Below are 14,265 nucleotides of genomic sequence, written 5' to 3' on the forward strand. Positions count from 1 at the left end.
CTGATATGTAGACCGCGCGGTGGCCGGCCCGCGCCATCAGGCTGGTGGCCTGGGTCAGCAGCGTCGATTTGCCGATGCCGGGATCGCCGCCGACCAAAAGCACCGAGCCTCTGACAAAACCGCCGCCGGTGACGCGGTCGAGCTCGGCCATCCCCGAGGGCAGGCGAGGGGCCTCAAAGCTCTTGCCGGTCAGGGTTTCCAGCGCGAACAGCCGGCCCTTGCGCCTGGAGCGGATCGAGACCGGCATCGCGGTGGCGCCGGTGTCTTCCTCGGACAGCGTGTTCCATTCGCCGCAGGATTCGCACTTGCCCTGCCAGCGGTTATAGGCGGCGCCGCAGTTCTGGCAGACGAAGGAGAGGGTGGCTTTGGCCATGGCGGGGAATCGCTGTCGGAGGGACCGGGCGATGTCTCATAGCATGAAATCGTAAAAGAGTTCCTATTTTGTTCTGGGTGCCGGATCGCCATACCCGCATTTCTTGGGGGTTGAATTTATGGGTAAAGGCAGACTTGCCGGCCCGTGGCGATTGTCATCGCCGTTCGCGCCATCCGGCAGCTTTGTGCTTGCTGAAAACATCCGCCGCTAATCATCTGCCACGAAAGCGAAAACCGTCCTGTCGGACCACCATTCAAGCTGGCTTTTTCCAGACCCCGGCACCTTCCAAAATCTCCATCGACTTGTCGGTGAACTCCGCCTTCGGGCCGTCGCCGCCGATCACGAACATCAGAATCGACTCTTCGTTGGGGTCGCCTGAAGTCACGTTCTCGAAGCGCCTGGCGACGCCGGGCGGGAACGAGACCACGTCCAATAGACCGGCATCGACAAATTCAACCTCGCCCTTTTCGTTTTCCCAACTGCAGCGCCATTTGCCCGTCATCGGGATGAACGTCTCATTGGTATCGTGGTTGTGCATCATCGGGCCGTTGCCGGGCTTGGCGCGGCAGTAACCGAGATTGAACCCTTCGGAAATCTTGATCGCGGCCAGCCGCGAGGCGTCATCACCGACGGGCGAGGTGACGGCTCCCCCTTCATCCTTTGGCGGCTGAAATCCGATGACGTTGTAGAGGGTGCGGATGCACCCCTTCATCTTGCTGTCGGGAAGGCCGCCGTCGGACCCTTTCAGATCCTTGAAAAACGCAACGCGCTTCAGCATGTTCGAGCGGGGCAATCCGGTTCTGGGCAGTTTTTCCATGGCTGTTCCATCCAGGCTTCACATTTTAAATGATTGTCGATCCAACCATCCGAAAGATCAACCGGGCCCGCATCCGGGCAGGTCGAACAGCGCCTTCAGCCCGCAGGGTGAGGTCAGCATCTTGTCGCCGTCGTGTCCGACGCCTTGCACGTCCCACAGGCTGTGATTCGGCGCCCCCGCGTCCCGGGCCTGCATGGTGGCGAAGTAGGAATGTCCGCGGACATAGCGGTAGGCGCCTTCCGCCTCCGCCATGCAGCTCTTGTCGAGCGCGGGATGATTGGGATTGGTGTCCAGCGTCCCCAGCAAATAGATCACCTTGCGCGCCACATAGGTCTCTTCCAGCGCAGCGACGGAGGGACCGGCGAGATAAGGCGGGCGCGCCTCCATGCCGTATTTCCAGTTGTTGTAACCGGGACACGACGCGGCGATCGATGGCTCCGGCCGCGCGCCGGTGAAATACGCGTAGGACGAGGGGTTGGCGACCACATAGCGCACGCCGACGCCGTTCCTGGTCAGCGCCCGTTCGCCCTTGCCGGCGATGGCGTAGCGCTGCACAACCTGTGCTCCGCCGGAATGCCCGGCGACCACCACCTGCCTGAGGTTTGGAAACAATCGCTGGTCGGCCAACCGCGCCAGGATCGCGTCGAGCGCATCGAACGAACTGACCGGCTCGGGGGCAATAGCCGCATCGCCGCCTTCCCAGCCTTCCAGCGTCCATCGCAGGGTGTCGGCGGAAAGCTGGTAGGCATCCACGTCGATGCCGGCAAGAAACTGCGGCACGATCATCAGCGTTTTGGTGCCGACTTCTCCCGCCGCCGCCTGCGCCGTCATTGCCGAGCGGAAATAGACGTCGGCGTTCCTGAGCCGTCCATGCAGCACCAGCACGGCGCGGGTGATGCTGGGTAACGGACCGGACCAATCGGCCGAGGCATACAGCGGCAACATGCCGTGGGCGCCCACCGCGATCCGCAAGTTGGCCACTTCCTTTACCGGGCGATGATTGGGCGCGACTTCGTCCGCGCCCCACGCCTGCGGCATCGCAAGCGCAAGCAACAGGGCGAGATAGTTGCAAAGCGAACGCAGTAACTTCATGACATCTCCCGGCGCAGCGCCGTCCAGGCCGTGAACCCTTAAATCTGCCCAGCGGAGACCGCTTGCTCCGCTGTGACCCGGCGCGAGGTTGCGCACAAGAGGCGTGGCTAATCCGGCCTGCGGACTGTGTTTCCCCAACTGATTTGCGGCCTGCGGAAACCCATGGCAATCCAAGCGAAGATAAGCCTCAACATGAACTTGCCGGAGCGACCGGCATAGTTCGGCAAGTCATCGGCAAGCTCGACACCACTCCGTCGCTCCTGTGTCATCACCCGCATTTCAAGCGGCGGCGCCTCGGTCGGAAAGCGATTGCGGTATATCGTCAGCCAGTGCCCCCTGGTGAAGTCGAGAAACATTGCCGAATTGCAGCATGCGGCGACGACCCGCCGGGTCGGGGAATCAGGCCTGAGCCGATGCTCTTCGAGATACTCCTGCCCCGTCGCACATTCGACTCGATCCTTTCGATATAGAACGAAGTCCGTTCCGCCGTCGGGATTGAGCACGGGCGGCGCCGAGGTCAGCTGCTCGAACCGCCGTCCGGCCTCCTGGCAGCTCGTGCAATAACATGTGCCGGTCAAAATCGGCCGACCGATGGCCTCCAATTTCACCTTGCCGCACCGACATCGCGCGGAGACGTGGTTGGGCTGTTTCGGTTTCACCGGGATCACCATTCGTGGATCTGATCTAGAACATTGTTTTGGCGCTGGCAGGAAATTTCCGCAACGGGAGCCGGCACGCTGGACGACATGCCCTTGCAAAATTGGTCAGTGGGAACCGCCCAAAAAGACAGCAGCGCTTCCAGCTACGTCCAGAGCGCTCCCCTAATGCCATGATTGCCAACGACTTTTTTGCATTGGCGACGTGGCATACAAGTTGCGTATAGTACCAAAATGCAGCAGCCCCCCGTCCAGTTGAGCGTCCGCAACTTTCAGAAGTCGTTTCACGGCAAGGCCGGCGAGGTCCGCGTGCTCGACGACCTCAGCTTTGCCATCAACGAACGCGACTTCGTCAGCATCATCGGCCCCAGCGGCTGCGGCAAGACCACGATCTTCAACATCATCGCCGGGCTGCTCGAGCCCGATTCCGGCGCCATGCATTACCGCGGCGAAGAGATCGAAAGCCTGCGCGGCCGCGTCGGCTACATGATGCAGAAGGACCTGCTGTTTCCGTGGCGCACGGTGCTGGGCAATGTGCTGCTCGGGCTGGAGACGCGCGGCGTCGACCGCGCCGAGGCCGAAGCCAGGGCCCGCGAATACCTCAAGGGGTTTGGTCTCTCCGGTTTCGAGAACGCCTATCCGAAGACGCTCTCCGGCGGGATGCGGCAGCGGGTGGCGCTGATCCGCACGCTGATCATGGATCCGGACATCCTGCTGCTCGACGAGCCGTTTTCGGCGCTGGACTACCAGACCCGTCTCTATCTCGAAGGCGTGCTCAAGGACGCGGTGGAGACCTACCACAAGACCGTGATCCTGGTGACGCACGATATCGACGAGGCGGTTGCGCTGTCGAAGCGCGTCATCGTGCTCAGCGGGCGGCCGGCGCGGGTGAAAATCGTGCACGACATCGAGATCGGCGCGACCTCGCCGATCGCGGCCCGCGGCGATGCCAGGTTTTCCGGCTACTTCCATTCGCTCTGCGCCGAACTCGACATCCAGACCGAGAAAACAGCTTGACCCTGACGATGCCCGAGACAGCCTCCCTGCAGAAGCGGAAAACCGGCCGTAAACGGCGGCGCGCGGGCTTCGACACCGCGTTCGGCCGCGCCATGCTGCAGGTCGTCGCCGTGGTCGCGTTCTTCGCGGTGTGGGAGATCGGCGTGCGCGCCGGGTGGATTTCCGCGTTCCTGGTCGGATCGCCGTCAGGCATCTTCAGCGTAGGCTACAAGATGATCCTGAGCGGCGAACTCGTCTCCGACACCTGGTACACCTTGTTCGAAGCGATCCTTGGATTCATCATCGGCACCATCGCCGGATCGCTGCTCGGGCTGGCGCTGTGGTACTCGGTATTCGTGGCGCGGCTGGTGGAACCCTTCATCGTCGCCATCAACAGCGTGCCCAAGATCGCGCTGGCGCCGATCGTGGTGCTGTGGTTCGGCACCGGCCTCGTCTCCAAGGTCGCATTGTCGGTGTCGCTGACCGCCATCGTGGCGCTGATCGCCGCCTATCAGGCGGCCAAGGACGCCGACGTCGACCTGCAGTCGCTGCTGATCTCGATGGGGGCGGACAAGCATCAGGTCTTCTTCAAGGCGGTGGTGCCTTCGACCCTGCCGTCGATCATCGCCACGTTCCGCATCAATGTCGGCTTCGGGCTGGTCGGCGCCGTGGTCGGAGAATTCATTTCGTCGCAGCGCGGGCTCGGCCATCTGATCTACACCGCTTCCAGTTTCTACGATCTCAATACCGTCTGGGTCGGCCTGTTCACGCTGATGGTGATGGGGTTCGTGCTCTATTACGTGATCGACATGATCGAGCGGGTGAGTTTGCCCTGGAAGCAGTCGAGCACCACGCATCAGGTTCAGGTTTGAGTTCACCATCGAACACACGGAGACATGCCATGTCGTTGCTCACGCGTATCACCGGCGCCGCTAGCCTTGCCGCCATCCTGCTCGCCACGCCTGCGCTTGCCGACAACAAAAAGGTGACGCTGTCGCAGGCGTTCCAGTCGATGCTGTACCTGCCGCTCTATGTCGCGATCGACGAGGGGTTCTTCACCCAGCAGGGTTTAGACCTCACCAAGGAGACCGCAGGCTCGCCGACCGTGGCGCTGTCCGCCGTGATCTCCGGCAGCGCGCAGTTCTCGATCCATGGACCGGAATGGACCGCGATTGCCGCGTCCAAGGGCGCGCCGGTCGACATCATCGCCAATGTCGTCAATGGCGCTGCGGTATGGATCGCGACCGCGCCCGATTTCAAGTTTGACAGCATCAAGGACGTCAAGGGCCAGAAGGTCGTCACCGGGTTGATGCCGACCACCTCGACGTCGCTGTTCATCAAGCTGTTGAAGGAAAACGGCATGGACGCCAAGGCCGACGTCGACATGATTCAGGTCGCGATCGGCTCCGAACCCGGACCGTTTGTCGGCAAGCAGGCCGATATCGCCGTGATGTATGAACCCGGCCTCGATCAGGCGGTCGCCAAGGGCATGAAGGTCGTGCTCGGATTTCCGAAACTATACGGCGCCTATGCCTTCTCGGCGGTGACCGCGCGCAACGACGTCGATCCTGATACCGCCCAGCGCGTGGTCAACGGCATGGAAATGGCGATGCGGTTCATGACCAAAAACGAGGCCAGGACCGTTGCGATCGCCAAGCAGGAATTTCCGAACCTCGATCCCGCCGTGGTGGAAGCCGCGGTCAAGCGCATGCTGGCCGACGGCGTTTATCCGCCGAGCGTCGACATCACGGCGGATGCGCTGAAGGTGTCGATGGACACGCAGATTGCGCTCGGCAATCTGGCGGCTCAGCCGGACTACAAGGCTTTCGTGGTGAAGAAATTCATCGAACCGGCGCTGGCGATGAAATGAATTGAGCTGCCCAGCAAGGCCCAGCCCAAGCAAGACGAGTTTTAGTTCGATCGATTTGTCCGCAGGCCCGACCACCTCTCCTCGCTGGGGAGAGGTGAACCGAACACGCGAGGGGACGGATTCAATCAAAATTCATCCCGCGCTAGTCGCCGAGCTTGATGCCGGCATCCTTGATGACTTTGGCCCACTCGGGCGTTTCTTTCCGGATGACCGCGGCGAATTCGGCCGGCGAATTGCCGACCGGCTCGAGGCCAAGTTCGTCGAACTTTTTGCGCACGTCCGGTATCGCCAGGGTCTTGACGGTTTCGTCGTGCAACTTATCCAGGACATCCTTCGGCGTGCCGGCCGGCGCGAGCAGGCCGAACCATGGCACCGCCTCGAAGCCGGGGAAGCCGGATTCCGCCATGGTCGGCAGCTCCGGCGCCAGCGCCGAGCGCTTGATCGAACTGATGGCCAGCGCGCGCAATTTCCCTTCGCGCACCAGCGGCATCGCGTTCGCGATATTGGCGAACGACATGTTGATCCGGTTGGCGAGCAGGTCCGGCATGAACGCCGTGGTGCCGCGATAGGGCACGGCCCGGATGTCGACATGCGCCATGTATTTGAACAATTCGGCGGCCAGATGCTGCGAGGTGCCGACGCCGGCATGGCCGTAGGAAAGCTTGCCGGGTTCCGCTTTGGCGAGCGCCACCAGTTCGGCCACGGTCCTGACCGGCAGCTCCGGCGGAACGGCGAGCAGGTTCGCTGCGACGAACACCTGCGAGATCGGTGCGAAATCCCTGAGCGGATCGAATGGCAGTTTCTCATAAAGACTCGGGTTGATCACCAGCGCCGAGTTGCCGCCCATCAGCAGCGTGTAGCCGTCGGCGGCCGCCTTGGCGACGTGTTCGGTGGCGATGTTGCTGCCGGCGCCGGGAATAGTCTCGACCACGAACGGGCTGCCCCAGGCTTCCGCGAACCGGTCGGCAAGAATGCGCGCCGCAAGATCGGGAGCGGTGCCGGGCGTGAAGCCGACCAGGATCTTCACCGGCCGGTTCGGATAGGTGGATTGCGCCGATGCGGTCTGCGCCGCGATCAGCGCGAGCAGGGCGGCGAGCAGGTTCGCAGCGAGCTTCATCGTTTCCCCCCATCGTCCCGCACGCCCGTTTGCCCGGTCTTTGCCGTCGGACTTGACGGCAACTGTGGCACCGTCGAGCAGCGTCGGCAAGGCGGCTTGGACAGAGATCGGCTGTCAGTGGTGGTGCTGTCGAACCAGCCGGTGTGCGCGGTACAAAAGATCGCGGCCCCAAACCGGCGCCTGTGTGCTCTCAGGCCGCGCCTCGCAGGCGATCCTTAATGCGGGACGGGCATCGTAAGCGGGGGTGAAGAGTACGATCTAACCAGCGCGCCGGTTCGGAACATTCCTGCGCGCCCCCAGTTCCACTCTGGGCAATCCTGCCCTTGGAGGAACATTCATGGACAAGAAGATCGCTGGATTATTGGGGGCGATGGCTGCCTTAAGCACAGCTAACGCCGCTCAGGCTTCACCGGCCCCAGACCCCGTGCAAAACGATGTATTGAAAGTCGGATCATATGCCGACCTGTTGGAGCCGGTCCCGAACGCCATAGCCATGTTGAAGGTGCTCGACGAGCGCGGGCCGGTCTCGACCCCAAAGGCCGGAGTCCAGCTTGCAGCTCACCACCACCATCATCACCATCATCACGGCTATTCACGCCGGACGGTGATCGTGGTCGGGCGCCATCGGCATCACCATCATCACCACCATCACCACCACCATCACGATTGATGGGGACTTTTGCCCAAGCGAGATTGCTTGAGCCTGCGGCCTTCGATCGCCGCAACCATCGATCGAATCGCCGTGGTGAAAAGCAGGACCCTCAGGGTCCTGTTTTTTTACGGCCCCGGCGCTTGAATGGCATGCGGGAACTCAACCGGGCAGAGGTCGCCGACGCGCGCAGCATTCGATTCGATCAAGGAATTAGCTTTCGAACGACCTGTCGAGCCATGCGATCCGGTAGTAGAATGTCATGGCTTGTGCGTCCCGGGCAAACCCCGGCATGAGGTTCACATGAGCGTAAACCTCGACGAACGAAATGCTGGCGGCTACGCGGTCGCTTACGAGCGCGAAGATGCCTACTTTCCGGTCTACGTTACTGCCGCTTTGGCCGCGATATTTTTCACGACCGCCTGGATCACCGGCACCGCCTATTGGCTGGTGCTTGCCGTGGCGACAGCAGCCTTCACTTACTACAACATTCCGCTGCTGGAGACTGGACGGCCCACCATCGGCGCCAATCAGTACGGCATCTTTATCCAGGCCTTCGGGCTGCTGCGGTGGCGAGCCATCGAGCGTATCGATCTGGTGGAGATCGCCGAGCGCGCGATGACCGTCCACGAGTTGCAGATTGCGCTCAACGTCGCCCTCGGCAGTGCGCTGGTTGCCGACTGGCGCAAACAGCCGGCCTATCGCTCGCTGATGCGCCTGCCATGGCGCATGGACCACAACGGCCTGGTGCGCATCAGTCTGGAACCGTTCGACCGGCCGCCCGATGAGATCCATCGCACGTTTCTCAGGATGTGGCGCTACTATCGGAGCTAGTGCGGGATGATTTTGATTGGATCAGTCCTATCGCGTGTTCGGTCCACCTCTCCCCGGCGGGGAGAGGTCGATTTGCGCAGCAAATCGGGTGAGGGGGCGCAGCTCTCACGAGAGACCGGAGGCGGGGATACCGGTCGCTTGCCGGTGGCGGCTCTTCTTGTCACGACAAGACACCTTCGGGCGGCCGTGGCGGCCCGATCCGCTTCGTGATCTCTGAACCTCGTTCAGCCGCCGAATGCTTCGTCGCGCAGATGCGCATCCGCGATCCGCGCGTCAGGATTATGCGTGATGGTCATGAACCAAACGAGGCTGAAGAACAGCGACCATGCAGTGTTCCAATAGAACCAGTTCATTTGATTTCCTCCCGAAAGACCGTCGAGAGCAGGAAGGTCGTCGGGTTCATTTGTTTAGAATAACCGGGATGACCCCGCAGCGATCGATCCGCGACCGGAAGCGCACGAGACTATCGTCGTGAAACGTGATTGCGCTTCCGTATCGCATGGCGGCGACCGCTAGCCTTTGCCTTCCGTCTGCGCCATTGCCACGCCCTCGACATTTTCCGCTACTGCTTCTTGATGGCGCGACATCCGGTACCCGTTCGAGCAAGAGACCACCTTGCCGAGAAAGTCTCGGTCATCATGCACCTCCTTTCGCCCAGGCACCCATCAAGGTTGGTGCCTGGATTGCTTCCACCCTGTTTCTGGACGGCTTGTTCGTACCAACCCCGACGCTCGGGGACGCCGCCCTTGAGGTCGACTACTGCACCACTTCTCCATGCAATGCGAGGTCGAGACCGTCGCGCTCGGTCTCCTCTGACACGCGCAGGCCGACGAACATCTTGACCACCACGAGGATAATCAGGCTGACGACGGCATCATAAACGAAGACGATGGCGACCCCGATGCACTGATTGAAGAACTGACCAATGTTTCCCTCCAGAGCGCCCGCCGTTCCGCCGTATTGCTCGACCGCGAACACCCCGGTCAGCAGTGCCCCGACGATGCCGCCGACCGCATGCACGCCGAAACAATCCAGCGCGTCGTCATAGCTGAACAGGCGTTTCAGGCCGGTGCATCCCCAGTAGCAGAACACGCCCGCGGCAATGCCGATTGCAAAGGCGCCAACGGGTCCTACGAAACCGGAAGCCGGGGTAATGGCGACAAGGCCGGCGACCGCACCCGAGCAGATGCCGACGACGGTGGGCTTGCCCTTCAGCGCCCATTCCACCAGCATCCAGGTGAAGCCGGCGACGGCAGTGGCAATCTGGGTCACCAACATGGCCATGCCGGCCTGCATGCCGGCTGTAACCGCCGAACCGGCGTTGAAGCCGAACCAGCCGACCCAAAGCAGAGAGGCGCCGATGAAGGTCAGCACCATGTTGTGCGCCGGTCCCGTCTCCTTGCGCTTGCCGAGCATGATGGCGCACATGAGCCCGGCGACGCCGGCGTTGATGTGCACGACGGTGCCGCCGGCGAAATCGAGCACTTTCACCCATGCGGCGTCGTTGCCGGAGGAGAAGATCCCGTCAGGTCCCCAGACCCAGTGCGCAATCGGCGCATAGACGAAAATCGCCCACAGCCCGATGAACCAAAGCATGGCCGAGAATTTCATTCGCTCGGCGAATGCGCCGGCAATCAGCGCCGGGGTAATGATGGCAAACGTCATCTGGAAGCAGATGTAGACGCTTTCGGGGATGGTGGCAGCCAGCGGATTGGGATTGCCGATGCCTCCCTTGCCGATGTCGCTCAGGATGTCCTTGAGAAACATGCGATCCAGACCGCCGATAAAGGGCGTGCCGGCACGAAACGCCAGGCTGTAAGTCAAGAGCGCGAAAAGAATCGTGACGAGGCAGGTGACGGCGAAACTGGTCATCACGGTGTCACCGACGTTCTTCTTGCGCACCATGCCGCCATAGAACAGTCCGAGGCCCGGGACCGTCATCATCAGGACAAGCGCAACGGAAGTGAGCATCCACGCGGTATCGCCGGAATTGGGCGTGCAATTTTCGAGGATCTTGCCGCCGCAGGCCGGCGGCGCCGCGTCTTCCGCCAGTGCGATATCACTGAGCAGAAAACAGAGCAGTCCAATCCCCAGGAAAGCAGCCACGACGGGCAAGATTCTCTGGCGAGCATATGTCCACGATTCCATTGTCTTTCTCCTCGTCACAACAGATGTCGGTTAAGGTTTACCAGCTTCCTCGGTCTCTCCGTTGCCAACGCGAACGGCGCATCCGATGCTGCGAGACATGGATGTTGTCTCGCCCGCCTGTCCCGTCCCGCAGTGGTGTGATTGCCGCAACGACCTTGTGGCTCCGCTGCCCGGGAACGACAACAGGATCAATCCTGACCGCCGGCAAGCCGGCAGCATGCCTGGTGCCTCGGGAAATTCACCGAGGTCGAATGGCTGGAGCTTGGCAGCGACTGGCCTCATGGCTTACCGGCCTTTCCCTGATGTCTAGCCCAGGGTCGGACAATGCCGATGACGTTTCCCGCATCCAATTTTTAAACTTATTAATCAAGATTCATGCCATCGGCAATGTCGTGACAACCTACTGAATCGCAATCGCTTCCAGTTGTGGGCTCAAAAAAACTTTGTCCCGTTGCCGTTTCTGAAGGCAAGCTTCGCCTATGAAAAGGGCAGGGTCTTGCCGCCGTGCAGCCTGGTGGCGCTTACTGGCCAACGTCCGGGTTGGGTTACAAGCGACGGATGCGCCGCAGCACAAAGCCATATCCGCCAAGTGTCAAAGGCCAACCTAACGGCCTCGAAATGCGACTTCCGCTATTCTCCCGAAAGCGGACTCAAGTCGGACATCGCGCCATGTCCGCTTTGTGCCAACACCGGAAGTCAGAGGGCCTTATAGTTTCAATTCTTACGACCTGTCGGATCGACAGGCCATAGGTAAGCTAGACGCGCCCGACGTAACCGCGAATGACGCGGCTAACAGTCGCATGATCCATCGGATAAAACCTGGGCAGATCGAAATCCGCTGGGTCTGACGTCAAGACCTCTTTCGCAGATCCGCCCACGCGATGCACGGCGGTGCATCGTTCCCTCAACCATGCCTTGTCGCGGTCGCTCCACGGTCCAGCCGCATCCATGCGATCCACCAGCGGAATCATCTCTTGCAGGTATTCCCTGACATCGGGATGATAATTTAATGACAAAATGCTTTGCGCATTCCACGGATAGTAAATCGCATTGATGTTCTTTTGCGCAATATAATAATTGATCAGCTGCTCGTAAATAAACGTCAATTCATAAACAGGCGTCGGCGCGCGGTAGTTGGAATACCTGAGAAATTCATCGGTATCGTTACCGCTGCCCAACAGTTCAAAGATTGGTGCAATGACGTCTCCGGTCCAGCTCTCCCAAAACGTCGCCGAGGCGATCCAATAGCTGCATAAGCAAAGATTAGCCTGGATCTGGCGTGGAAATTCTTCCGGAAGTTCCAAGCCAATCCTGCGGCAGAGCTTCCGCATCAGGATGTCGAATGGGTAGCCGCGCTGGATTATGGTGCGCTCAACATTGTTGTAGCCCGCATAAGGAACATACGGAAAGCCATTGACGAGGTAAATATCATGTTTTGGATTATCCAAAATCCAGTTATAGACCTGTTCCGATTTCAATTTCGTTTTTGAAAAGAATTTCGCGGATAAAACTCCGGTCAGCTGGTGTTTCTCGTATATTTTCCTGTCGGCGATATGCTTGTGAAGCGCCAGTTCCCGCAGGGCCGGGGCTGGATTCGGCAACCAGTCCAGCGCGAGAAACCCGCGGTCCAACCGCTCGACCAACTCGGGTTTAAAAAAGGGCTGATAGATGCCGATCAACGATCCCATTTGATGGAGTTAACTGAATCCGGATGCCGCTTCAAGCATGGCGTCGGGGGATGGCGTTTCTGCCGGGGCGTGGCTTCAACCATCATGGCTGCGCCTATCAGCTTGCGTTTTCCGAAATGAACGCGGGAGTACGCGACTTGCGGACACCTGATGTCCGCTCTGCCCTGATGAGTTGAGATCGACGAGGTGGAGTGCGAGTTTCGACCATGCGGACCGTTTTAGGCCAGGTCGGTTAACCGGCTATTTCAGCGAGCTATTGATCGAGGTGAACTTGGTATTGAGTTTGGTGCCCATGCCGTTCACGACAGCGATAATAGTGAGCGCGATGCCCGCCGCGATCAGACCATATTCGATAGCGGTCGCACCGGATTCGTCTCGCAGAAAACCCAATATCAAGCGCATGAACCGCCTCATCTTTCTCCAATTGCCATTCTGGATAAAAATGCGGAGTTTCTTTCGCGCCCCTTGTTTCTAGACAGTCACCCCTTTATTTCCGCCGAAGAAATCCGGTTAACAGAGACACAATTCCGCAGAAGAATTCTCGCGGCGAGTAGACATTCGGGTCCGTTGCAGACCAAAGGTCGGTTCCGGGTCAAAAGCGGACCTCACGGCCCTGAAACGCGACTTCCGCTGTAACCACCAAAGCGGACATGTAGCGACACGACGGCGATGTCCGCTAAGTGCCAGGAGCAGGCATACCGGATGCAACTCGCTCAAACGAAAAAGCCGCCCGGAGGCGGCTCTCGTTTTTTAACTCGACGGAACGTCGATCAGACGGCTGCTATTACCTTGGCATTGCAGCCATAGAGCCTTGCGGGAACAAGCCGAAAAAGCCAACGCCCCAGTCCGGACAAGGACCTGGGGCGCATATGCCGAATGCAGACTTGCGCGGTGGCTTAGTATTTCGCCACCACGGGTGCGTCCCACCCAAACTTGTAGTTCACACCGATCTTGACGGTTTCAACGGTTTGCTTGCCCGAATAAAACGCCGCCGGATCGCTTGGACTGACCTCGAGCAATTTACCCTTCCCGAAATCGTAGTAGTTGCCTTCGACAAAGACCGTCCAGTTCTGCGTCAACATATATTCGAAGCCGCCGCCGAAGGTCCAACCGGCGCGGGTCTCACTGACGGTTGAAGGAAAATAGTGGGCGTCGGCAAAGCTCAGGTCCCATTTATTGTGGATCCATGCGCCGCCACCCTTCACGTATAACAGGGCTCGATTGGCGGCGAACGCGTAGCCAAGCCGGACGGTCGCGCTCGCCAGCCAGTCGCTCTTGATCCCGATGGTCCCAGGATCTCCGAAAAACACGGCAATCGGATCGAGGTTCCGGCCGCTGATATCGGCGGCGGCAATGTCGCCCTGCGCACCGACGACCCAGTTACCGGCGAGCTGGTAGTTGCAACCGACCTGACCGCCGAACAATCCGCCGCTTGAATCGACCGTTCCGGGAAAGGCTAAAACAGGACCGCTGCTGACCACCGCCACCACCGCCTCTTGGTTATGACGATTGCGGCCCCAGCCCCCGCCGCCGTGGACGCCGACATAGCATCCTGTCCAGCTGTAGACCGGGGCGGGAACCACCATCGGCCGGGCTTTGACGGGAAGATCTGCCGCGTTCGCCTGGCTGCCGATAAACAGAGCCGCTACCGAAACGGAAGCAAGCAATAAAGGTCTCATGGCACCCTCGCAGTTGGAAATAGAAATGCATCGCCGACGCAATCGTATTTTCTACCATCCGATTCACTTGCCCGGAACGATGGACTGCAATTCTCGCCGGGGCTTGGGTCCGATTTTGCCCGCACTGTTGCATTTAGGAAAGGGTGGGAAGCACAAGGCGGGCCAACGCACCACGTCGGCCCGCCTGCCGTCCGATAGGGCCAATGTCTGTTGCGGGTCAAAATCGGAAATGCTCATTGCGAGCAGATGTGGTCCGCTCTACACCGGTGGTCTCAACCGGTTGACGCAACACTTTATCTTAGAGGGAAAGGATGGAGTGTGGGATGGAACGGAGATTTCATAGAGG

General features: G+C 60.2%; 15 protein-coding genes. 5 read left to right on the forward strand and 10 right to left on the reverse strand.

The window, feature by feature from the left end; translation table 11 throughout:
* The 4 genes from E7813_RS03735 to E7813_RS03750 form a co-directional block, all read right to left on the reverse strand.
* Positions 1 to 373, reverse strand: a 373-nt coding sequence (locus E7813_RS03735; protein ID WP_291571012.1) for an ATPase domain-containing protein, incomplete at its 3' end; no start/stop codon positions are given.
* Between the two features lie 253 nt (positions 374 to 626).
* Positions 627 to 1,190 carry a hypothetical protein gene (locus E7813_RS03740; protein ID WP_291571013.1) on the reverse strand — a complete coding sequence of 188 codons (564 nt, stop codon included), beginning with the start codon at positions 1,188 to 1,190 and terminating at the stop codon, positions 627 to 629.
* A gap of 57 nt (positions 1,191 to 1,247) precedes the next feature.
* Positions 1,248 to 2,228, reverse strand: coding sequence for an alpha/beta hydrolase (locus E7813_RS03745; protein ID WP_291571037.1), 981 nt, complete (start codon positions 2,226 to 2,228; stop codon positions 1,248 to 1,250).
* 161 nt (positions 2,229 to 2,389) lie between these two features.
* Positions 2,390 to 2,953, reverse strand: coding sequence for a hypothetical protein (locus E7813_RS03750; protein ID WP_291571015.1), 564 nt, complete (start codon positions 2,951 to 2,953; stop codon positions 2,390 to 2,392).
* Between the two features lie 219 nt (positions 2,954 to 3,172).
* Between E7813_RS03750 and E7813_RS03755 the strand changes: the two genes are divergently transcribed.
* The 3 genes from E7813_RS03755 to E7813_RS03765 are packed head-to-tail and all read left to right on the forward strand — an operon-like array spanning position 3,173 to position 5,804.
* Positions 3,173 to 3,955 (forward strand): ABC transporter ATP-binding protein, encoded by a 783-nt coding sequence (locus E7813_RS03755; protein ID WP_291571017.1) that lies wholly within the window; start codon positions 3,173 to 3,175, stop codon positions 3,953 to 3,955.
* 8 nt (positions 3,956 to 3,963) lie between these two features.
* Complete coding sequence (locus E7813_RS03760) at positions 3,964 to 4,806, forward strand: ABC transporter permease (RefSeq protein ID WP_291571019.1); 843 nt, start codon at positions 3,964 to 3,966, stop codon at positions 4,804 to 4,806.
* 29 nt (positions 4,807 to 4,835) lie between these two features.
* Positions 4,836 to 5,804, forward strand: coding sequence for an ABC transporter substrate-binding protein (locus tag E7813_RS03765; RefSeq protein WP_291571021.1), 969 nt, complete (start codon positions 4,836 to 4,838; stop codon positions 5,802 to 5,804).
* Between the two features lie 142 nt (positions 5,805 to 5,946).
* On the opposite strand, the gene E7813_RS03770 is transcribed toward E7813_RS03765, so the two are convergent.
* On the reverse strand, positions 5,947 to 6,921 hold the full coding sequence (locus tag E7813_RS03770) for a tripartite tricarboxylate transporter substrate binding protein (RefSeq protein ID WP_291571023.1): 975 nt from the start codon (positions 6,919 to 6,921) through the stop codon (positions 5,947 to 5,949).
* 337 nt (positions 6,922 to 7,258) lie between these two features.
* Between E7813_RS03770 and E7813_RS03775 the strand changes: the two genes are divergently transcribed.
* The gene (locus E7813_RS03775) at positions 7,259 to 7,591 is read left to right on the forward strand and encodes a hypothetical protein (protein ID WP_291571024.1); all 333 of its coding nucleotides are present in this window, start codon (positions 7,259 to 7,261) and stop codon (positions 7,589 to 7,591) included.
* A gap of 282 nt (positions 7,592 to 7,873) precedes the next feature.
* The gene (locus tag E7813_RS03780) at positions 7,874 to 8,404 is read left to right on the forward strand and encodes a hypothetical protein (protein ID WP_291571026.1); all 531 of its coding nucleotides are present in this window, start codon (positions 7,874 to 7,876) and stop codon (positions 8,402 to 8,404) included.
* 224 nt (positions 8,405 to 8,628) lie between these two features.
* Here the strand turns inward: E7813_RS03780 and E7813_RS03785 are convergent, their stop codons facing one another.
* From E7813_RS03785 to E7813_RS03805, 5 genes are all read right to left on the reverse strand, one after another.
* A complete protein-coding gene (locus tag E7813_RS03785; protein ID WP_291571028.1) occupies positions 8,629 to 8,757 on the reverse strand; it encodes a hypothetical protein in 129 nt (42 codons plus the stop codon).
* Between the two features lie 403 nt (positions 8,758 to 9,160).
* On the reverse strand, positions 9,161 to 10,510 hold the full coding sequence (locus E7813_RS03790) for an ammonium transporter (protein WP_291571030.1): 1,350 nt from the start codon (positions 10,508 to 10,510) through the stop codon (positions 9,161 to 9,163).
* A 797-nt stretch (positions 10,511 to 11,307) separates the two neighbouring features.
* The gene (locus E7813_RS03795) at positions 11,308 to 12,240 is read right to left on the reverse strand and encodes a hypothetical protein (RefSeq protein ID WP_291571031.1); all 933 of its coding nucleotides are present in this window, start codon (positions 12,238 to 12,240) and stop codon (positions 11,308 to 11,310) included.
* Positions 12,241 to 12,480: 240 nt separating this feature from the next.
* A complete protein-coding gene (locus tag E7813_RS03800; protein ID WP_291571032.1) occupies positions 12,481 to 12,642 on the reverse strand; it encodes a Flp family type IVb pilin in 162 nt (53 codons plus the stop codon).
* Between the two features lie 494 nt (positions 12,643 to 13,136).
* Positions 13,137 to 13,919 (reverse strand): outer membrane beta-barrel protein, encoded by a 783-nt coding sequence (locus tag E7813_RS03805; RefSeq protein ID WP_291571034.1) that lies wholly within the window; start codon positions 13,917 to 13,919, stop codon positions 13,137 to 13,139.
* Positions 13,920 to 14,265: the final 346 nt, after the last annotated feature.

The sequence above is a fragment of the Bradyrhizobium sp. genome (genome assembly GCF_004799405.1).
Lineage (GTDB): Bacteria > Pseudomonadota > Alphaproteobacteria > Rhizobiales > Xanthobacteraceae > Bradyrhizobium.